This window comes from Bradyrhizobium dasycarpum, assembly GCF_042019905.1.
In the GTDB taxonomy this organism is placed as follows: Bacteria; Pseudomonadota; Alphaproteobacteria; order Rhizobiales; family Xanthobacteraceae; genus Bradyrhizobium; species Bradyrhizobium japonicum_B.
The window spans coordinates 5,739,676-5,758,527 of sequence record NZ_CP169574.1; the positions used below are offsets into that span (position 1 = coordinate 5,739,676).

17 protein-coding genes and 1 pseudogene are annotated in these 18,852 nt (G+C 64.5%); 7 read left to right on the forward strand and 11 right to left on the reverse strand.

The genetic code is table 11. The features are described 5' to 3' along the window. The first annotated feature begins 18 nt into the window (after window positions 1-18). Window positions 19-1,128 carry an amidohydrolase family protein gene (locus ACETMP_RS27390; RefSeq protein ID WP_375158592.1) on the forward strand — a complete coding sequence of 370 codons (1,110 nt, stop codon included), beginning with the start codon at window positions 19-21 and terminating at the stop codon, window positions 1,126-1,128. Next, on the forward strand, window positions 1,128-1,541 hold the full coding sequence (locus ACETMP_RS27395; RefSeq protein ID WP_375158593.1) for a Rieske (2Fe-2S) protein: 414 nt from the start codon (window positions 1,128-1,130) through the stop codon (window positions 1,539-1,541). Before ACETMP_RS27390 ends, ACETMP_RS27395 begins: the two co-directional genes overlap by 1 nt. Window positions 1,542-1,702: 161 nt before the next feature. Here ACETMP_RS27395 and ACETMP_RS27400 read toward each other — a convergent pair whose 3' ends face one another. Next, window positions 1,703-2,602, reverse strand: coding sequence for a transcriptional regulator GcvA (locus ACETMP_RS27400; protein WP_375158594.1), 900 nt, complete (start codon window positions 2,600-2,602; stop codon window positions 1,703-1,705). A gap of 110 nt (window positions 2,603-2,712) precedes the next feature. Between ACETMP_RS27400 and ACETMP_RS27405 the strand changes: the two genes are divergently transcribed. Together ACETMP_RS27405 and ACETMP_RS27410 are read left to right on the forward strand one after the other, a co-directional pair. Further along, entirely contained in the window at window positions 2,713-2,916 is a 204-nt protein-coding gene (locus ACETMP_RS27405; protein WP_257176233.1) for a DUF1127 domain-containing protein, read from the forward strand. Window positions 2,917-2,984: 68 nt separating this feature from the next. Continuing rightward, window positions 2,985-3,608, forward strand: a complete 624-nt coding sequence (locus ACETMP_RS27410; protein WP_375158595.1) for a GNAT family N-acetyltransferase — start codon at window positions 2,985-2,987, stop codon at window positions 3,606-3,608. A gap of 214 nt (window positions 3,609-3,822) precedes the next feature. On the opposite strand, the gene ACETMP_RS27415 is transcribed toward ACETMP_RS27410, so the two are convergent. Together ACETMP_RS27415 and ACETMP_RS27420 are read right to left on the reverse strand one after the other, a co-directional pair. Next, a complete protein-coding gene (locus ACETMP_RS27415) occupies window positions 3,823-4,653 on the reverse strand; it encodes an enoyl-CoA hydratase (RefSeq protein WP_375158596.1) in 831 nt (276 codons plus the stop codon). A 113-nt stretch (window positions 4,654-4,766) separates the two neighbouring features. Next, a complete protein-coding gene (locus ACETMP_RS27420) occupies window positions 4,767-5,468 on the reverse strand; it encodes an SDR family NAD(P)-dependent oxidoreductase (protein WP_375158597.1) in 702 nt (233 codons plus the stop codon). A 228-nt stretch (window positions 5,469-5,696) separates the two neighbouring features. On the opposite strand from ACETMP_RS27420, the pseudogene ACETMP_RS27425 reads away from it, so the two are divergent. Beyond that, window positions 5,697-7,482: pseudogene (locus ACETMP_RS27425) on the forward strand (acyl-CoA dehydrogenase family protein). Window positions 7,483-7,557: 75 nt separating this feature from the next. Then, window positions 7,558-8,646 (forward strand): Zn-dependent alcohol dehydrogenase, encoded by a 1,089-nt coding sequence (locus ACETMP_RS27430; RefSeq protein WP_375158598.1) that lies wholly within the window; start codon window positions 7,558-7,560, stop codon window positions 8,644-8,646. A gap of 25 nt (window positions 8,647-8,671) precedes the next feature. On the opposite strand, the gene ACETMP_RS27435 is transcribed toward ACETMP_RS27430, so the two are convergent. The 8 genes from ACETMP_RS27435 to ACETMP_RS27470 form a co-directional block, all read right to left on the reverse strand. Then, entirely contained in the window at window positions 8,672-9,913 is a 1,242-nt protein-coding gene (locus ACETMP_RS27435; protein ID WP_375158599.1) for a hypothetical protein, read from the reverse strand. Between the two features lie 517 nt (window positions 9,914-10,430). Then, complete coding sequence (locus ACETMP_RS27440; protein WP_375158600.1) at window positions 10,431-11,903, reverse strand: amidase; 1,473 nt, start codon at window positions 11,901-11,903, stop codon at window positions 10,431-10,433. A 244-nt stretch (window positions 11,904-12,147) separates the two neighbouring features. Beyond that, the gene (gene mbfA, locus ACETMP_RS27445) at window positions 12,148-13,119 is read right to left on the reverse strand and encodes an iron exporter MbfA (RefSeq protein WP_028138638.1); all 972 of its coding nucleotides are present in this window, start codon (window positions 13,117-13,119) and stop codon (window positions 12,148-12,150) included. Window positions 13,120-13,186: 67 nt separating this feature from the next. After that, complete coding sequence (locus tag ACETMP_RS27450; protein WP_375158601.1) at window positions 13,187-14,335, reverse strand: alpha/beta fold hydrolase; 1,149 nt, start codon at window positions 14,333-14,335, stop codon at window positions 13,187-13,189. Window positions 14,336-14,543: 208 nt separating this feature from the next. Then, the gene (locus ACETMP_RS27455; RefSeq protein WP_375158602.1) at window positions 14,544-15,413 is read right to left on the reverse strand and encodes an MBL fold metallo-hydrolase; all 870 of its coding nucleotides are present in this window, start codon (window positions 15,411-15,413) and stop codon (window positions 14,544-14,546) included. Between the two features lie 16 nt (window positions 15,414-15,429). Then, on the reverse strand, window positions 15,430-16,041 hold the full coding sequence (locus ACETMP_RS27460; RefSeq protein WP_135167272.1) for a glutathione S-transferase family protein: 612 nt from the start codon (window positions 16,039-16,041) through the stop codon (window positions 15,430-15,432). A gap of 152 nt (window positions 16,042-16,193) precedes the next feature. Beyond that, complete coding sequence (locus ACETMP_RS27465) at window positions 16,194-17,036, reverse strand: fumarylacetoacetate hydrolase family protein (RefSeq protein WP_126259631.1); 843 nt, start codon at window positions 17,034-17,036, stop codon at window positions 16,194-16,196. Window positions 17,037-17,278: 242 nt separating this feature from the next. Beyond that, complete coding sequence (locus ACETMP_RS27470; protein ID WP_375158603.1) at window positions 17,279-18,127, reverse strand: MBL fold metallo-hydrolase; 849 nt, start codon at window positions 18,125-18,127, stop codon at window positions 17,279-17,281. A 212-nt stretch (window positions 18,128-18,339) separates the two neighbouring features. Here ACETMP_RS27470 and ACETMP_RS27475 point away from each other — a divergent pair, with 212 nt between their 5' ends. Next, complete coding sequence (locus tag ACETMP_RS27475) at window positions 18,340-18,816, forward strand: DUF3775 domain-containing protein (protein WP_257176245.1); 477 nt, start codon at window positions 18,340-18,342, stop codon at window positions 18,814-18,816. Window positions 18,817-18,852 lie beyond the last annotated feature (36 nt).

Genomic DNA, 18,852 nt, shown 5'->3' on the forward strand with positions numbered 1-18,852 from the left:
GCCAAAGGAGGCAAGGCGATGAATATCCAGTTTCGCGAGAACCAAGAAGCCGCGTCCCCCCTGACCGCCAAAACCGCGATCGCGGACTGCGACATCCATCCGGCCCGCGCCACCCGCACCGAGCTCTATCCCTATCTCGCCAAACGCTGGCAGCATCATCTCGAAGTCTACGGCGTCCATGCCTATCAGGGCATGATGGAAGGCCCGCCTTACCCAAAGGCGCAGCCCAACGCCTCGCGCCGCGACGCCTATCCGCCGGAGGGCGGGCCGCAGGGATCCTCGCTGTCCTTCATGCAGAAGCAGCTGCTCGATCCCAACAACGTCCAGCTGGGCGTGCTCAATCCGCTCAACACCGGGCAGGGCATTCGCAATCACGAGCTGTCGGCCGCTTTGTGCTCGGCGATCAACGACTGGCAGATCGACAAATGGACCAGCAAGGACAAGCGGCTGAAGGCCTCGATCGTCGTCGGCAATGAGGATGGGCTGTCGGCCGCCGCCGAGATCCGCGAGCGCGCCGGCGACAAGAACTTCGTGCAGGTGCTGCTGCTCAGCCGCAATGTCGAGCCGCTCGGCCAGCGCCGCTATTGGCCGATCTATCAGGCTGCGGAGGAGGCCGGCCTTCCCGTCGGCGTTCACGCCTTCGGCTTCGGCGGCAACCCGATCACGCCGTCGGGCTGGCCGAGCTACTACATCGAGGAGATGGTCGGGCATTCGCAGTGCCAGCAATCGGCGCTGGCGAGCCTCGTGCTGGAGGGGGTGTTCGAGCGCTTCCCGAAGCTGAAGATGGTGATGATCGAGGCCGGCTTCGGCTGGGCGCCGTCGCTGGCCTGGCGGCTCGACAAGGCCTGGCAACGCCTGCGCAGCGAGGTGCCGCATGTGAAGCGGCCGCCCTCGGAATATATCCGCGAGCAGGTGTGGTGGACGACGCAGCCGATGGAGGATCCTGAAAGGCGCGAGGATCTGTTCGACGTCATCGACTGGATCGGCTGGGACCGGCTCCTGTTCGCGACCGACTATCCGCATTGGGACTATGACGAGCCCTCGCGCGTACTGCCGGCCGGCGTCAGCGAGGCCAACCGCGAGGCGTTCTACCTCGGCAATGCCAAGAAGCTGTACGGCATTTCCTGATGGCAAGACACGTCATCGCGCCGGTTGACGAGCTTCCTCCGGGCACGCGAAAATTCCTCGAGATCGACGGACGGCCGATCGCCGTCTTCAACATCAAGGGCGAATTTTTCGGCCTGATGAACCGCTGCCCGCATCAGGGCGCGGCGCTGTGCGAAGGTCCGCTGATCGGCCTCGCGCAGTCCAGCAATCCCGGTGAGATCGAATACACCAAGCTTGGGGAGATCATCCGCTGCCCCTGGCACGGCTGGGAGTTCGACATCCGCACCGGCCAGTCCTATTGCGACCCCCGCCGCTTTCGCGTGAAGGCCTATCCGGCCCATGTCGAGCCGGGTGCGAACGTGGTGAAGGGGCCGTATGTCGCCGAGACGATCCCGGTGAGCGTCGAGAGCGATTACGTCGTGGTGGAGCTGTAACTCTCGCCGTCATTCCGGGGCGCGCATAGCGCGAGCCCGGAATCCATCGTGCGACAGCAATGCTCGGATAAATGGATTCTCTGATGCGCAATTGCGCATCATAGCTCGCCTCTTCGAGGCGCCCCGGAATGACATCCCAGGGGGAAGACGCCACCGATCTGTCAGGTCTTGTTCTGCGTGGCAGCAATCAGCCACTGCCTGAACGCGGTCAGCTTCGGCGCCTCGCGGCGGCCCTCCGGGGCGACCAGGTAGAAACCGGCATCGGCCGGCAGCGCGATCTTGAAGGGGACCACCAGCCGGCCCTTGGCGATGTCGTCCTGCACATAGGAGGTTCGCCCCATCGCCACGCCGATGCCGTCGATCGCGGCCTGGATGGTCATGAAGATCATGTCGAAGGTGATGCCGGGATGCCTGGCGATATCGGCCGGCAGGCCGGCTGCGGTCAGCCAGAGCCGCCAGTCGTCGCTGTTGGCGTTCGAGGTGTGCAGCAGCGCATGGTTGCGCAGATCCTCCGGCCGGCGCAGCGGCTTGTCGCCGTGCAGCAGCGAAGGACTGCACACCGGAAACAGTTCGTCCGCCATCAGCCAGTCGGCACGCAGGCCCGGCCACTGGCCGCGGCCGTAGCGGATCGCCGCATCGACATTGTCGCGCTGGAAATCGACGAGGCTGGTCGAGGTGGTGATGCGCACATCAAGGCCGGGATGCTGCTCCTGGAAATCGCTCAGCCGCGGCAGCAGCCACTTCGCGGCGAGCGACGCCAGCGTCGACACCGTCAGCACCTTGTCGTCGTCCTTGCGCAGCAACCGGTCGGTCGCAAGCCGCAGGTCGTTGAAGGCGGCACGGACGCCCGGCAGGTAGTCGCGCGCTTCCGGCGTCAGGGCCAGCGCGCGGTTCTGCCGGATGAACAGGCGGATGCCGAGCTCCTCCTCGAGCCTGCGGATCTGATGGCTGATCGCGGTCTGCGTCACGTTCAGCTCGCTGGCTGCCAGCGTGAAGCTGAGATGGCGCGCGGCAGCCTCGAACGCCCGCAATCCGTTCAGGGACGGCAATCTGGCAGTCATTTGGCAGCAGGATACATGACGTTATTTCATGCGAAAAGGTACAAATTGTCGTTTGTCGCGGTGCACCAAGAAGCAGATATTAGCAGCCAAGTTAGCTCTAGGAGCTCGAAATGTCTACTTTGACCCACAACTCGATGACAAATCATCATGCGCCCGGCCTGATCGAGCAGATTGGCGAGACGCTCCACGTCTGGCATGAGCGCTACCGCACCAGGCGCGAGCTCACGCAATGGACCGCACGCGATCTCCAGGACGTCGGACTGTCCTGGTCCGACATCGCCTTCGAGGCCGAGAAACCCTTCTGGCGGGCCTGATTGGCCGCCAGGCCGGCGCCGCCTGACCACAGGGGCGCCGGCGCTCCCTTTCCCGGATGGCATGTGTCATGGGCACCCTTCGCCTCGAAGACCTGAAGCAATATTCGGACACGCTGCGCACCCGGCATGGCGAGGCGCTCAATGTCCGCTTCGTCGAGCCGCGCGACACCGAGGAGCTCCAGCATTATTTCCGCTCGCTCTCGACCCGCTCGCGCTACAATCGCTTCTTCGGCGCCGTCAGCGAATTGCCGGAAGGGTTGCTGCGCGACTTCCTCCAGATCGGCGATCGCGAGCGCTTCACGATCGTCGCCACCATGCTGGTCGACGGCTTCGAGACCATCGTCGCCGAGGCGCGCTATGCGCTGCATGCCGAAACCGCAACGCTCGAGTTCGGCCTGTCGGTCCATGACCGCTGGCAGGGCCACGGCATCGCCACCGCGCTGATGAAGAACCTGGAATGCCGCGCCGCCGCGCTTGGCGCCGAGCACATGTTCGGCGAGACGCTGCGCTCCAACGAGACCATGGTGTCGCTCGCGCGCAAATCCGGCTTCGCATTCGTCAATCATCCCGACGATTGGAAGCTGGTGCGCTTCGACAAGGAGATCTCGGTCGCACCGAAAGACATCCCCTGCGCGAGCTGGCGCCTCGCCGCCCTTTCCCGTCAGGCCGAACGCCCCTCAGCCTCGGCCTGACATGACTGAGAAGCCCGGCCTGGCCAAGCCAGAGCCGGGTGTTTTTTTGCTTTGCGATTTCTCTCTCCAGCGTCATTCCGGGGCGCGCGTAGCGCGAACTGTGATGCGCAATTGCGCATCAGAGAATCCATTTCACGGCTCGCTTTGGGCCCAATGGATTCCGGGTTCGATGCTGCGCATCGCCCCGGAATGACGCCGTGGATGTTAGGCGCGCCTACTTCCCCGTGAACACCGCTTTCCTCTTCTCGATGAACGCCTGCACCGCCTCCTTGTGATCGGCGGTCGTGGTCAGGCGCACCAGCCGCTCGGCCTCGTGGTCGCGCGCGGTTTCGAAGTCGAACAGCACGGCCTCGTCGAGATTGTCCTTCATGTAGCGCAGCGCGAGGCGCGGGCCTTCGGCGAGCGACTTGGCCAGCGCAAACGCCTCCGTCTGCAATTTGTCGTCGGGCACGACGCGGTTGACGAGCCCGATCGCTTCCGCCCGTGCGGCATCGACGCGGTCGCCGGTGAACATCAATTCGCGCGCCCGCGCGGTGCCGACCAGCCGCGTCAGCAGCCAGGCGATGCCGTAATCGCCCGACAGCGCGATGCGGGCATAGCCGGTGGCGACGAAGGCCGATTGCGCGGCGATGCGGATGTCGCAGGCCATGGCGATGGCAAGGCCGGCGCCGACCGCGGGGCCGGGCAGCGCAGCGATGGTCGGCTTGCGCACCGACACCAGCGCGCCGGTCAGCAGCCGTTGCCGCTCCTGCAGATCGGCGATCCGCTCCTCCAGCGACATTTCCAGCTTCTTGGGGTCGCGATGCGCACCCATGCCCTTGACGTTGCCGCCAGCGCAGAAGGCCTCGCCCGCGCCCGTGAGCAGCAGCGCGCCGACCTCGCGATCCTCGCCGCAGGTCCGGATCATCGTGCGTAGCGCCGGCGTCAGCGCGTCCGAGAGCGAATTGCGCGCCTCCGGCCGGTTCAGCGTGATGATGGCGACGCGGTCGCGGATGACGCAGAGGAGCTCGTTGGTGCCGGTGTCGATGGTGGTTTCCGTGGTCATGTCGCCTCTCCCCTTCGATTTGTTGTCATTCCGGGATGGTCCGAAGGACCAGACCCGGAAACTCGAGATTCCGGGTTCGGTCCTGCGGACCGCCCCGGAATGACGAACTGAACTCAAAAATTCTCCACCCAGGGCCGCAGTTCGAGCTCCCAGCTCCAGGCGCTGCGCGGCTGCTGCAAGACGTTCCAATAGCTCTGCGCGATCGCATCGGGATCGAGCATCGAATCCGGTCTGTCCGCGGCCTCTGTCCGCGCCGCGCTGCGAATGCCGCCGTCGATCACGAAATGCGCGACATGAATGCCCTGCGGCGACAGCTCGCGCGCCAGGCTCTGTGCCAGTCCGCGTAGTGCGAACTTGCCCATCGCGAACGAGGCCGACTGCGCATAGCCCTTGACGCTGGCCGAAGCGCCGGTGAACAGGATCGCACCGTGCTTGTTCGGCAGCATGCGTCTTGCCGCCTGTTGCGCCACCAGGAAACCGCCATAGGCGCTGACCGCGATCGCGTTGGCGACGTCGGCCGGCACGAGGTCGACGAACGGCCCGCGCGTGCGGCCGCTGGCATTGTAGACCACGAGGTCGGGCGTGCCGATCTCGCGCTCGACCAGGCCGAACAGCCGCTCGACCTCCTCCGGATCCGCCGCGTTGCAGGCATAGGCTTTGGCGCCGGTCGCGCTGCAGAGCGCGCCAAGCTTCTCGATCTTGCGCGCGGCCAGCGCCACGCGAATATTCTGGGCGGAGAACAGCCGCGCCAGCGACGCGCTCAGGCCTTCGCCGGCGCCGACGACGAGGGCGATCTTGTATTTCGGATGTTCCATGGCGTGATCTCTTGGGATGGGAGCCGTAGATCTATGCATGCCGACGCGAACAACCAGCCGGCGCGATCACAATTCCGCAGAGCGAATTGCTCCTTCACGGCGATCATGCCTCCCTGACGATTTGCGGCTTTATCGCTCTCCGCGGCTGGAGCATGATCGACATCATCCCAAGCGGCAAGCGCCAAATCAGCGCAAAATGTCCCCACGGCGGAAACATAGAGGACGATCATGCACAAGCCGGCCCCAGCACAGCCGAACAGCGTCGCGGCCGAGCCATCCGGCCTGCTGGCGCCAGATACCACAGGCATGAATTTCTACCGCGCCGATCCCGCGCTGACGGATCTCTTGCGTATCCATCTGCCGGAGCCGCTGTTTCGCCACATCGAGCCGCATCTCGACCGGCTCGGCGAGCTCGCCGGCGGCAGGCTCGACGAATGCGCGCGGCTTGCCGACCGGCACACACCTATACTGCACCAGCGCGACAAGTTCGGCCGCGACGTGCAGTCGATCGAATATCACCCGGCCTATCGCGAGCTGGAGAATGCCGCCTTCGGCGAGTTCGGCATTCACGCGCTCTCGATCCGCAAGGGCATCATGGGCTGGCCGGACAAATATCCCGTGGTGGCCAAGCATGCTTTCACCTTCCTGTTCAACCAGACCGAATTCGGCATGGGCTGCCCGATCAACGTCACCGACGGCTGCGCCAAGCTCCTGGCAAATTTCGGCAGCGAGGCGCTGAAGGCGAAATATTTCGACGGCCTGACCTCGACCGACATGAGCAAGCTGACGCAGGGCGGCCAGTTCATGACCGAGAAGGAGGGCGGCTCCGACGTCGGCACGCTGACCACGCGTGCGGTGCAGGAGGGCGACCATTGGCGTCTCTACGGCGAAAAATGGTTCTGCTCGAATGCGGATGCCAAGGTCGTGATGCTGCTGGCGCGTCCTGAAGGCGCCGGCCCCGGCACGCGCGGCGTCGGCCTGTTCCTGATGCCGCGCTTTCTCGACGACGGCGCGCAGAACCACTATCGGATCGTGCGTCTCAAGGACAAGCTGGGTACGCGCTCGATGGCCTCCGGCGAGATCAAGCTCGAAGGCGCGATCGCCTATGCGGTCGGCAAGCTCGACCGCGGCTTCGTGCAGATGGCCGAGATGGTGAACTCGTCGCGGCTCTCCAACGGCGTCAAGTCCACAGCGCTGATGCGCCGTGCCTATCACGATGCCATGACGGTCGCGAAGAACCGCGTGGTGTTCGGCAGCCGCATCATCGACCTGCCGCTTGGGCGGCGGCAGATGCTGAAGATCATGCTGCCGGTCGAGCAGGCGCTGTCGATGAGCTTCCTCACCGCGGACGCGCTCGACCGCGCCGAAGCCGGCAGCCAGGATGCGGCGGCGCTGCTGCGCATCCTCACCCCGACGCTGAAATTCCGCGCCACGCGCGATGCGCGCAAGGTCTGCGGCGATGCGCCTCGAGATGCGCGGCGGCATCGGCTATATCGAGGAGTTCGCCACCGCGCGCCTGCTGCGCGATGCCCATCTCGGCTCGGTCTGGGAAGGCACCGGCAACATCGTCGCGATCGATGCGCTGCGACGCGCGGTCGGCCGTCACGGCGCGGAGTCCGCGCTCGCGGCCGATCTGCAGGCCCGGCTCGACGACAGCGCCTCCGTGCCGCAGGCTTGGCGCGACCGTCTGCGCGGCCTCACGGATCGCGCCGTCGGCTTCGCGCGCGAGGTCGCGGGCAAGTCCGAGAACGAGGCGGATGCCCGCCGCGCCACCAGCCTGCTCTATCATGTCGCCAGCGCGGTCGCGCTCGCCTGGGAGGCGCATCGCATCCACGATATGCGCGGCGATGCGCGCCGCCTGCTGATCTCGCGCCTCGTCATCGACCACAGGGTGTCGCCGAACGACCCGTTCCGGCTGACGGAAAATACCGCGCAGGCGAGGATTGCGGAGCTGCTGCTTGGGGATCGCGACGCCGGCATGAGCGAGGTTGGCGAACTGGTTCTGGCGGCGTAGGCTGCTTTCACCTCTCCCAAGGGGGAGTGGTGAAAGCCTGCACGCAACGATAATCACAACAACGGGGAAACACCGATGAAGGCCGCCGTCCTCCATGAAGTCAACCAGCCGCTCGTCATCGAGGATGTCAGCCTGCCGAAGCCGGGTCCGCGCGAGGTCCTGATCCGCACGGCGGTCGCCGGCCTCTGCCATTCCGACCTGCACTTCATGGAAGGGCTCTATCCGCATCCCTTGCCCGCAGTGCTCGGGCACGAATCCGCCGGTGTCGTCGAGCAGGTCGGCTCCGATGTCACCTACGTCAAGCCGGGCGATCACGTCGTCACCTGCCTGTCGGTGTTCTGCGGCACTTGCGACAATTGCACCACCGGCCGCACCGTGCTCTGCACCGACACCACGGTGAAGATGCTGCCGGGCGTCTCGAACCGGATGCAATGGTCGAAGCCCGAGAAGCTGCATCAATTCCTCAACCTGTCGTCGTTTGCCGAGCAGATGCTGGTGCACGAGAACGCCATCGTCAAAATCAGGAGAGAAATGCCGCTCGATCTCGCCGCGCTGATCGGCTGCGGCGTCATCACCGGCTACGGCGCGGTGGTGAACACCGCGAAGGTGACGGCGGGCGAGACGGTCGCCGTGATCGGCTGCGGCGGCGTCGGCATGGCCGCGATCAACGGCGCGCAGATCGCAGGCGCCGGCCGCATCATCGCCATCGACACCAATCCGGCCAAGCTCCAGCTCGCCACCAAGCTGGGCGCGACCGATATCATCAACCCTGCCGACGGCGACGTGGTGAAGCAGGTCCGCGACCTCACCAATGGCGGCGTGCATCATTCGTTCGAAGTGCTCGGCCGCAAGGAGACCGCCGAGCAGGCGTTCGGCATGCTCGCTTCCGGCGGCACCGCCACCATCGTCGGCATGATCCCGTTTGGCCAGAAGATCGAGCTGCACGGCTTCGACTTCCTGCGCGAGCGCAGGATCCAGGGCTCCTCGATGGGCTCGAACCATTTTCGCGTCGACATGCCCCGCCTGGTGGACTTCTACCTGCGCGGCCGGCTGCACCTGGAGGACTGGATCTCCGCGAAATTGAAGCTGAACGAGATCAACGAAGGCTTCGCCAACATGAAGGCCGGCAAGACGCTGCGCAGCGTGATCGTGTTCGACAGCTAGAAGGGCTGATGCCGGCGCCGCCCGATCAGACGCGCGACTCCCCTATGAGCAGCAGCGTCATGAGCGCGGCAAGGCCGGCGGTGAGCATATAGGCAGGGGTTATGTTCAGGCCGGCACCTGCGAACAGCAAATAGGAGAACAATCCTGCCATTGACGCAATGAAGCCGAGCCAGGCCAGTCTCGGAAGGCGAAATCCACGTTCGCCCTGGCGGAGATCGAGCACGAGGTAGAACACCAAAAAGCTGTTGCAGAGCGCCGCCGGCAACAGGCCCATGACGATCTCGCTCTCGAATGCAAGATAGGACAGAACGCCGTCGACCTGGGCAATCACCGCGAACGGCAGATAGCGCAGGTTGAGGCAGGCCAGGGCGATGCTCGCAAGCTCGAACGCGTAGAAGTAGCGCTCGTGCATCTTCGGAAGCAGGTACGGCATCAGAATGAGCGATGCGCATGCGACGAGCAGAATGAACTCCGGCCCGGTCCGCTTGGACTGTGCGATGAAGATCGATAGGGCAAGCCCGCTCGCTGCCGCGAGCACCAGACCAATGGCGACTCCGACTGTGTAGGGCGTTCCTCCTGCGAACACCCAGACGTTCGCTGCATTCATGGTCAGGTGATGAAATGTGCTGGCTTGGCCGAGATAGACGCCGAGCACGGAGACCAGAGATCGGCCTGCAACGAGAACGGGGATGGCGAGGATCGCATAGGCTCCCGGAATGGCTGCAAGCCACGCCAGGTGAATCTTGCGGCGTAACATCATGCCGAGCACGAACGGTCCCAGGAATACGCCCTGCGCTTTCACCGAGCAGCCGACGGCGAAAGGCAGAACGCCATTTCGGTTGCGCATGAACATCGCCACGGACAGCAGCGCGAAGAAGGTCCAGATCGAATCGGCCTGTCCCCACATCGCTCCATTGAAGAGCACCGTCGGTGCAAGCCAAACCGAGCAGAAGGCCATGGACGCGCGCACTGGAACCTTTGTCGCTCGCCAGACCATCTGGGCGGCGACGATCGCGCAACCGAGCTCGAATATCGCCGAGATTGTCTTCACGAGCGAAAGTGGCTGGCCGAGCCAATCAAAGGAGGCGGCGATCAGCAGGAGGTAGCTGTAGAATGGGGTGTAGTTGGTGAAGGGCTCGGCCAGCGCGCCAATACCGTGATCCCGAGCAAAGGTGTACCACGGGATCAGGAACTGAACGGCGTCGCTGTTGGTGTGCTCCCGGGCGAGGTAACGGAGTGCAAGGCCGGCAAATCCACACGCCAGCATGAGGACGACCGGAATGCGCCATCTCTCGGGCAGCGATCGGTCTGCATTGACGCGATGATAGGGATTGCGGAGCGCGCCTATCTCGATTGTGTCGTTTTTCACGCAATCATTCCAGGATTCGAGTGGTACCCCTCGCCAGGTTCACGAGCACTTCGAGCTTCGCAGCGCATTGTCGTGACGCCTTCGAGGTCGAAGACTCTGGCGATCCTTTCGTGACTTGCAGTCTTGACGGGCGAACAATTGCCAGTTGTATAAATCTTCAGATGTGCAGGTTGTCCGATGCTTGGGAAAAGATTGTTTGGTTAGCGATTGCTTTACAGACGTTCATCGAATCCAGCCCTGTCATTCCGGGGCACGCGGAGCGCAAACCCGGAATCTCGATATTGTCTTCTCCGTCATCGCGAGCGACTTCTCCGCCGTCGCCTCGAGGAGCAAAGGCGGAACCGAAGCCATCCAATCGAGCAGCGCGGACGGATTTCCGGATTGCCTCGCAAGACCTTCTCGCCAAGACGCGCGGCTAATCATCGAACATCGTCGGCGGAACGAATCCGCCGAACTCGCGCTCGATCAACTCGGCAAGCCTGAGCGGGGTGCGGTCTTCCAGGAACGGGCCGACGATCTGCACGCCGACAGGCAGGCCGCGCTTCGACAGACCCAACGGAACGGCCGTCGAAGGCAGGCCCGGCAACGTCGCGATCCCCGGCCAAGCCAGCTGATCGGAATAGGGGTAGTCCTTGCCGTCGATGCTAATACGCCGCAGGTTCTGGTCCGGCGAATGGTCATGCGGAAAGGCCGGCGTCGGCATATTCGGGCAGATCACTGCGTCGAAGCTCTTGAACAGCGCGCGCCATTGCGCACGCAGGCCGGCGCGGCTGCCTGCGTCGAGCACCCAGGCGCGGTGGCTTGCGGTGATGCCGCGCAGTCGCTCCGCACCGAGGCTGCGATCCCCAGGCGAAAGCTGGCTCGCCCGGGCTTGGGCATCCGCAAGCTCATCGGGCAGGAAGAAGGCGCCGAGGAAGCTCAGGAGCATGCGCATGTAGAGCCGCGACGTTTCCGCGAAGTCCGGCAACTGACCGCTCTCGCGCGCGATCCGCGCGCCGGCCTTCGACAGATCAGTTGCGAGCCTGTCGATCGCGCCGCGGACGTCTCCATCAGTCGGCAACAGCGGGTGGCTGTCGATCACCAGGACGCGAAAGTCCCGCAACGAGTGATGCCGTGCAGCGGGCAGCTCGACCTTGTAGGCGACACCGGCGTCCAGCGGTTCCGGGCCGGCCAGGACGTCGAGCAGCAAGGTGAGATCGGCTGCCGTGCGCGCCATCGGCCCGATGACAGCGAGGTCGTCCTCGCGCGGAATCGCCGGAAATGGCGGCGGGGTCTCACCGCGCGCCGGACAGAGATTGAGAGTCGGCTTATGCGCGAAGATGCCGCAATGAAAGGCCGGCACCCGCAGCGAGCCGCCGATGTCGGAGCCGGTGGCGAGCGCGCAATAACCTGCGGCGAGGGCTGCCGACGATCCTCCGGACGATCCGCCCGGCGTGCGGCCGAGATCATAGGGGTTGTTCGTGGTGCCGTAGATGTCGTTGTAGCTCTGCCAGTCGCCGAGGCCTACCGGAACGTTGGTCTTGCCGAGGATCACGCCGCCGGCCTGTTTGATGCGTGCCACCGGCAACGCGTCTTCGGCAGGCTTGAAATTCCTTTGCGGCGGGAATCCCCAGGTCGTCGGCAGGCCGGCGATGTTGAAGGATTCCTTCACCGTCACGGGCAGGCCGAGCAGCGGCTTGCGCTCGCCGCGTGCCAAGGCGGCGTCCGCCTCGCGCGCGGCACCGAGGGCGCGATCGAAATCCCGGACGCAGATCGCGTTGATCTTGCCGTCGTGACGCTCGATACGGGCGATCGCGTCCTGGGCAAGTTCGACCGCGGAGACCTTCCTCGCGCTCAATGCGGCCAACAATTCTACCGCGCTCTTGAAACTCCATTCCGATCCGGCCACGGCGTTCTCCCGCTCTGGTTGTTGGAGGATGATGCGCAGATTAGCCGAACGTCGCAACGGCTGTTTGATCGCGGTTGATGTGTCTCGTTGGTGGTCATTGGGGACGTCCGACAACAAGGTCGGAGTCATCGCCCGGCTTGACCGGGCGATCCAGTACGCCGCGGCAGGAGTTGTGTGAACGAACTGCTGTCGCGGCGTACTGGATGCCCCGCCTTCGCGGGGCATGACAGCGCGCGTGAGGTTGCTACGCCGCCCCGATCAATATCCCGACCGCGAGCACGATGGCGCCGCCGAGCACGATCTGGAACACGGCCTGGAGGAACGGCGTATCCATGTAGCGCGAGCGGATGAAGGCGATCGCCCACAATTCGAAGAACACCACGACGCAGGCGATCGCCGTTGCGATCCAGAACGCGTTGGCCCAAGTATCGGGCACCAGATAGGGCGCGGTGTGGCCGAGCCCGCCGAGCGTGGTCATCGCGCCGCAGGTGACGCCGCGCAGCCAGGGCGAGCCGCGTCCCGTCAGCGAGCCGTCGTCGGACAACGCTTCCGCAAAGCCCATGCTGATGCCGGCTCCGATCGAGGCGGCAAGGCCGACGAGAAACGTCTGCCAGTTCTGGTGGGTGGCGAAGGCGGCCGCGAACAGCGGCGCCAGCGTCGAGACCGAGCCGTCCATCAGGCCGGCGAGGCCCGGCTGCACATATTGCAGCACGAACATCCGCCGCCGCGTACGATCCTCCTCGGCGCGGACGTCGGGCCTGAGGATCTCGTCGGTCAATCTGGCGGCGGTGTGCTCGTGAGCCTTCTCGGCTTCGGCGAGGTCGCCGAGCAGCCGGCGCACGTTGACGTCCTCAGCCTGCTCGGCGGCCTTCGCATAGAAGCGCTCGGCCTCGAGCTCCATGGTCTCGACTTCCCTTCGGATCGTGTCGAGCGGCAGGTTCTTGGTCAGCCAGATCGGGCGCCGGCGCAGGAAGCCCTTGACGTCCTCGCGGCGGATCGGCGGCAGATGCTGGCCGAAGCGCTGCTCGTACAATTCCAGCAGCATGTGGCGATGGCCGCGCTCTTCCTCGGCCATCTGCTCGAACAGCTTGGCCGAATCCGGATAGCGTTCCTTCAGATCCTCGGCGAAGGTCATGTAGATGCGGCTGTCTTCCTCTTCCGAGGAAATCGCGACCGCAAGCACCTCGCGCTCGGTCAGATCGGCAAAAGTCTTCACGGCTGTCCTATTTCAGTAGTTTAGAATTATTCTAAATCATATAGGAGCCCATTGTTTCCGGGTCAAATCAGACCGTGCCGGCCTTCGCGAGGAAGTCGAGCAAGAGGCGGCCGACCTCGGCCGGCTGCTCCTGCTGCACCCAATGGCCGGCGCCGTCGACGAGATGGCAGCCGAGCATGTTCGTGCAAGCACGCGCCTGCATCGCCTCGAACACGCCGGGGCGCTGGTAAGTGCCCCAATCCTGCCGGCCCGAGATGAAGCAGGAGGGCACGTCGATGCTGCGGCCGGAGAACAATTGCATCTCATTGTTCAGCATGCCTGAGGTGCCGTAGCGATACCATTGCAACCCGCCCTGGAATCCGGTGCGGCCATATTCGGCGGCGTAATAGGCGAGCTCGCTGTCCGGCAGCCATTGGTTGACGGCGATCGCCGCCGGCGAGGGCATCTCCTTCGCAACGGTTTCCGCCATGGTCTCGTTCAGGTCCATCACGTAATAGGTCGGCAGCTTCGCAAGCTCGCCTGCCGACCATGACTCGAGCGGGTAGGGCTTGTTGCCGGTCCAGTCCGCGCTCTTGTGATGGTAGTAGGCGCGCAGGAAATCGTGCACGCCCTGTGGCGCGCGGAGCATGTCGGCGTTGGCCTCGCGCGCCGAGTAGTACCACTGATAATGCTTGCGCGGACGCGGCAGTGCGGCAAGCTCGCGATGAACGGGATCTTCGGCTGCAGGCTTGGCCGGCGCGTCTGCGGTGTTGAAGGGCAGCGCCGGCGCTCCGCCGAACGGCGCGCTCATCAGCGTTACCGAACGAAACACGTCGGGCCTGATCAGCGCGCACCAGGCCGCGACCGGGCTGCCGAAATCATGTCCGACCACGTCGACCTGCCTGTAGCCGAACGCCGACACCAGGGCGAGCGCGTCGCGCACGAGGTTGAGCAGCGAGAACGGCGCAAGATCGCCGTCGTAATCAGCGCTCCATCCCGTGGTGCGGCCATAGCCGCGCTGGTCCGGCGCGATGACATGATAGCCGGTCGCGGCGAGCGCCGGCATCACCTTGCGCCAGGAGAACGCCAGTTCAGGAAAACCGTGCAGCAGGAGAATGCAGCGCCGCCCCTTGGTCTCAAAGCCCGCCTCCAGCACATGCATGCGCAAGCCGTTGACGCCGTCGACATAGCGCGAGCGGATGCCGGCGGGCAGCGGGACGTCGGGGAGTGCGGTCATCGTTTCCTCCGTGAGGCCGTCTCTTATCTCCCCTGGAGGGGGAGGGTCGATCGCGCGAAGCGCGAGCGGGGTGGGGTGATCTCTCAACACGGGCAGCTTCAACGAGGAGAGACCGTCACCCCACCTCGGTTCGCATTTCGCTTCGCTGCATGCTAACCGATCCTCCCTCCAGGGGAGGATGGGAGTTCGCGGCGCGAGCCGCGCTAGATTACACCGCCGCACATACGAACGCATTGCCCTTGCGCCGGATCTTCCCTACCGAGGGCGAGGGAAAATGCGCCGTGCAGCACAGCGTATCGGTGTCGCAATAACGCTCGAGAAAGCCGCGGCGCGTCGTTGCCGCCTTGGCCGGATCGACGTCGAACTTGATCGACAGCTCCGGATAAAGCGTTTGCAGCGGCGAGTGCATGAGATCGCCGGAGAACACTGCCTCGTCCCTGCCGCGGCCCATGGTGATGGCAATATGGCCCGGCGTGTGGCCGGGGGTCGGCAGGATGCGGACGTGGTCGCCGATCTCGTGGTCGTTGCCGACGAGCTCGTGCCTGTTGGCCGCGACTACCGGCAGCACGCTGTCGGCGAAGGGTGGGACTTCCGCCTTCGCGTTCTGCGCGGACCAATGGTCGAATTCCTGCTTGGCGAAGACGTAGCGTGCCTTCGGGAAGGTGGGTACCCAGCGGCCGTTCTCCAGCCGCGTGTTCCAGCCGACGTGATCGACATGCAGATGCGTGCACATCACGACGTCGATGTCGTCGACCGAGAATCCGGCAGCACCCAGAGCACGTAAATACGTGTCGTCGGTCTTCATGTTCCATTTCGGCCGCTGCGGCCGCGGCTTGTCGTTGCCGATGCAGCTGTCGATCAGGATGGTGTGGTGCGGAGTCTTCACCACGTAGGACTGGAAGCACAGCAGCAGCACATCCTGCTCGTCCAGCGCCTTTGCCTCGCGCATCCAGCCCCGGTTCTCGGCCAGCACCTCCGCCGTCAATCCCGGCAGCATCTCCAGCGCCGGGACGAACGAGGTCTCCTGCTCGATGATGCGATGGATGGTGAGATCGCCGACCGAGAATTTCAGGCTCATGAGAACTCCCAAAGATTTACGCGGCCGGCGGCACCGAGATCTTCACGGAGGGACGCTCCAGCATCTTCTGATGGAAGGCGTCGAGCTTCGGATAGGCCTTGCGCCAGCCGCAATCGGCGAAGCGGAAATCGGCATAGCCGAGCACGCAAACGAGGCCGATCTGCGAGATGTCGAACGGGCCGTTCAGGACCTCGGGCATGTTCTCGAAGCGCGCCATGCCGGTCCAGGCCCTGTTCCAATGGTCGTCCGACCAGGCCTGCCATTGCAGGCCTTGCGGCCGCACCATCTTCTCGTAGCGGCACAGCAGCATGGAATCGAGCATGCCGTTGATCAGGGAGTGATTGGTCTTGGCCTTCCAGCGCCGCGGGCCGTAATCCGGAATCAGGCTGCCGCCGGCCATCTCGTTGAGATATTCGACGATGACATAGGAGTCCAGGATGACGTCGCCGTCATTGGTGATCAGCACCGGCAGCTTCTTCAGCGGCGTGATCTTCGAATAATCCTCGTTGGCCGTGCCCGGCGCGACGCTGGCGGGCGTGAGCTCGATCTTGTCGATCAGCCCGAGCTCGATCGCGGCGATGCGGACCTTGCGGGCGAAGGGCGAGGCGGGGGAGAAGGTGAGCTTCATGGGAAATCCTGCGGTCGATCTTGAGCGAACGGTGTTTCCTCGGTCCTGGCCGGGCTTGACCCGGCTATCCACGCCTGGCCGCGTAGTCAGACTGTGAGACGTGGATGCCCGGGTCAAGCCCGGGCATGACGACGGAGAGTGATGCGCACGGCTTACGCCGCCACGATCTCCTGCCTCTGCTCGCCGAGGCCCTCGATGCCGAGCGTGACGACGTCGCCGACATTGAGGAAGGTCGGCGGCTTCATGCCGAGGCCGACGCCGGGCGGGGTGCCTGTCGTAATGACGTCGCCGGGCAAGAGCGTCATGAACTGCGAGACATAGGAGATGCACTTGGCCATGGAGAAGATCATGGTCTTGGTCGAGCCGGTTTGGCGGCGCTGGCCGTTGACGTCGAGCCACATCGACAGATTCTGCACGTCCTTGATCTCGTCCTTGGTCGCGAGCCACGGGCCGAGCGGGCCGAACGTGTCGTGCGACTTGCCCTTGGTCCATTGGCCCAGGCGCTCGATCTGGAAGGCGCGCTCGGAGACGTCGTTGCAGACGCAATAGCCGGCGACATGGTTCAGCGCGTCGGCTTCCGAAACGTACTTGGCGCGGGTGCCGATGATGGCGGCGATCTCGACCTCCCAGTCGAGCTTGGTCGAGCCGCGTGGCTTCTCGACCGGATCGTTCGGGCCGGACAGCGAGGTGTTGGCCTTCATGAAGATGATCGGCTCGCTGGGAATGTCGGCGCCGGTCTCCTTGGCATGGTCGGAATAGTTGAGGCCGATCGCGACGAATTTCGAGATGCCGGTGACGGGGGCGCCGAAGCGCGGCTTGCCGGAGACGGCGGGCAGCGAGGCGGGATCGAGGCCTGCCAGCTTCTTCAGGCTCTCCGGCGAATAGGCCTCGCCCGTGAGGTCCTTCACATGCGCGGAGAGGTCGCGCAACTGGCCGGATTTGTCGATCAGGCCGGGCTTTTCTGCACCCTTCTCGCCGTAACGAACAAGCTTCATTCTCGTTTCTCCCTGAAAGATTGGACCGATCGGTTAATAGCTTCATGGAACAGGGCGGCTGGAAATTCAACCGCTCAAAACGCGCCGCATTGCAGGCTTCTGGATTCGGTGGGCGCGATCGTGTCCCGGACGCGGTGCAGCGTGCAACGCTGCTCCGCAGAGCCGGGACCCAGAGAGCCGGGACATGGGTCCCGGCTCTGCGCCGCGCCGCTTCGCGCTGCGTCGCGTCCGGGACACGAGTGTTACCCCAGCGCCACGAACCGGAACGCGTCTCCGTCCCGCCTGATGTGGCCGGCCGCGAAATGGCCGCCGATCACCAATGTCGGCGTGTCGGCAAAGCGGCCGAACAATTCGCGTCGTGTCCTGGCCGATTGGCTCGGGTCGGAATCGGCGGTCGAGGACCAGTCGAGATGCGCCATCTGGCAAGGGTGATGGGCGACGTCACCGGTGAGCAAGCCCTGTTCGCCGTCCGACCGGATGAGAATGCTCATATGGCCGGGACTGTGGCCCGGCGTCGGGATCATGCTGATCTCCTCGCAGAGCCGGTGGTCGCTCGCGATCAGATCGGCCCGGCCGGCATCGACGATCGGCTGCACGGAATCGTTGAACACCGCCGCCTTGTCCGGCTCGGTGGAGTGGTCGCGCCAGTGCTCGTATTCGGTCCTGCCGAAGACGTAGCGCGCTTCGGGAAATGTCGGCACCCATTTGCCGCCAGCCAGCCTCGTATTCCAGCCGACATGATCGACATGGAGATGCGTGCACAGCACAGTGTCGATGCTCTCAGGGGCAAAGCCGGCCGCGCTCATGGTCTGCAGGAACGGCGTGCTGCGGTTGTTCCAGGTCGGGACGTTGCGGCCCTGCTTGTCGTTGCCGAGCCCGGTGTCGACCACGATGCGGCGCGAAGGCGTCTCCACCACCAGCGAATGGATCGACATCTTCAGCCGGCCTTCGTCGGTGGCAAAATGCGGGATCAGCCAGGGCAGCTTCAAGATCTCCGCGTGGCCCGCCAGCGGCAGGATGAATCGGGTCGAGCCGACCGTCTCCAATTCCACCACCTTGGTGATCTTGACCCGACCGACCTTCCACTGCATCCGACGCCTCCCCATTTCTTTCTTGCTTCACTTCCCGTCATTCCGGGGCGATGCGCAAGCATCGAACCCGGAATCTCAAGATTCCGGGCTCGCGACTTCGCCGCGCCCCGGAATGACCGGGAAAGACGGTGGAAACATGCGCACTTCCGCATCTTGGCGCAATGGATCATCTGACGCGATGCGGCGTTATCGCCGGAACCGGAGGAGGAGCCATGCCAGAGCTTGCGATTTCCGCTGACAAAGTCGCCTTCATCATCGAGAAGGCGCGCGAATTCGACGTCAAGGAGGGCGATTCCGATCCGGATTCCGGCTCGAACCCGAGCGATGACGATGCGCTCGACGTCCTCGAGGACGACGGCTCCGATCCCGTCGTCCAGGAACTCGGCAGCTTCATGATCGCCTTGAACGAGGACGAGCAGCTCGATCTCGTCGCGCTGACCTGGCTCGGTCGCGGTGACGGCACGATCGATGATTGGGACGATCTGCGCGCCCGCGCGGCGGAGGCCCGCACCGAATATCGCAGCCCGCGCCGCGAAACGGTGCATTATCTGCTCGGCGAACCCATGCTCGGCGACTTGCTCGCCGACGGGCTCGATGCATTCGGCATCGACTGGAGCGACGAGCGCACGACGGCCGATTCATCAGGCCCAAGCCAGCAGGACGAGGACGAGCCGACCAAACAGCGGTGAGTTTCTACGCTCGCACGGGAAGAGCCAAAGACGTCC

What these genes read in the sequence shown, in the direction of transcription:
- ACETMP_RS27390 (WP_375158592.1), top strand. Translation starts at nt 19, where the DNA reads ATGAATATCCAGTTTCGCGAGAACCAAGAAGCCGCGTCCCCCCTGACC.
- ACETMP_RS27395 (WP_375158593.1), top strand. Translation starts at nt 1,128, where the DNA reads ATGGCAAGACACGTCATCGCGCCGGTTGACGAGCTTCCTCCGGGCACG.
- ACETMP_RS27400 (WP_375158594.1), bottom strand. Translation starts at nt 2,602, where the DNA reads ATGACTGCCAGATTGCCGTCCCTGAACGGATTGCGGGCGTTCGAGGCT.
- ACETMP_RS27405 (WP_257176233.1), top strand. Translation starts at nt 2,713, where the DNA reads ATGTCTACTTTGACCCACAACTCGATGACAAATCATCATGCGCCCGGC.
- ACETMP_RS27410 (WP_375158595.1), top strand. Translation starts at nt 2,985, where the DNA reads ATGGGCACCCTTCGCCTCGAAGACCTGAAGCAATATTCGGACACGCTG.
- ACETMP_RS27415 (WP_375158596.1), bottom strand. Translation starts at nt 4,653, where the DNA reads ATGACCACGGAAACCACCATCGACACCGGCACCAACGAGCTCCTCTGC.
- ACETMP_RS27420 (WP_375158597.1), bottom strand. Translation starts at nt 5,468, where the DNA reads ATGGAACATCCGAAATACAAGATCGCCCTCGTCGTCGGCGCCGGCGAA.
- ACETMP_RS27430 (WP_375158598.1), top strand. Translation starts at nt 7,558, where the DNA reads ATGAAGGCCGCCGTCCTCCATGAAGTCAACCAGCCGCTCGTCATCGAG.
- ACETMP_RS27435 (WP_375158599.1), bottom strand. Translation starts at nt 9,913, where the DNA reads ATGCTGGCGTGTGGATTTGCCGGCCTTGCACTCCGTTACCTCGCCCGG.
- ACETMP_RS27450 (WP_375158601.1), bottom strand. Translation starts at nt 14,335, where the DNA reads ATGACCGCACTCCCCGACGTCCCGCTGCCCGCCGGCATCCGCTCGCGC.
- ACETMP_RS27455 (WP_375158602.1), bottom strand. Translation starts at nt 15,413, where the DNA reads ATGAGCCTGAAATTCTCGGTCGGCGATCTCACCATCCATCGCATCATC.
- ACETMP_RS27460 (WP_135167272.1), bottom strand. Translation starts at nt 16,041, where the DNA reads ATGAAGCTCACCTTCTCCCCCGCCTCGCCCTTCGCCCGCAAGGTCCGC.
- ACETMP_RS27465 (WP_126259631.1), bottom strand. Translation starts at nt 17,036, where the DNA reads ATGAAGCTTGTTCGTTACGGCGAGAAGGGTGCAGAAAAGCCCGGCCTG.
- ACETMP_RS27470 (WP_375158603.1), bottom strand. Translation starts at nt 18,127, where the DNA reads ATGCAGTGGAAGGTCGGTCGGGTCAAGATCACCAAGGTGGTGGAATTG.
- ACETMP_RS27475 (WP_257176245.1), top strand. Translation starts at nt 18,340, where the DNA reads ATGCCAGAGCTTGCGATTTCCGCTGACAAAGTCGCCTTCATCATCGAG.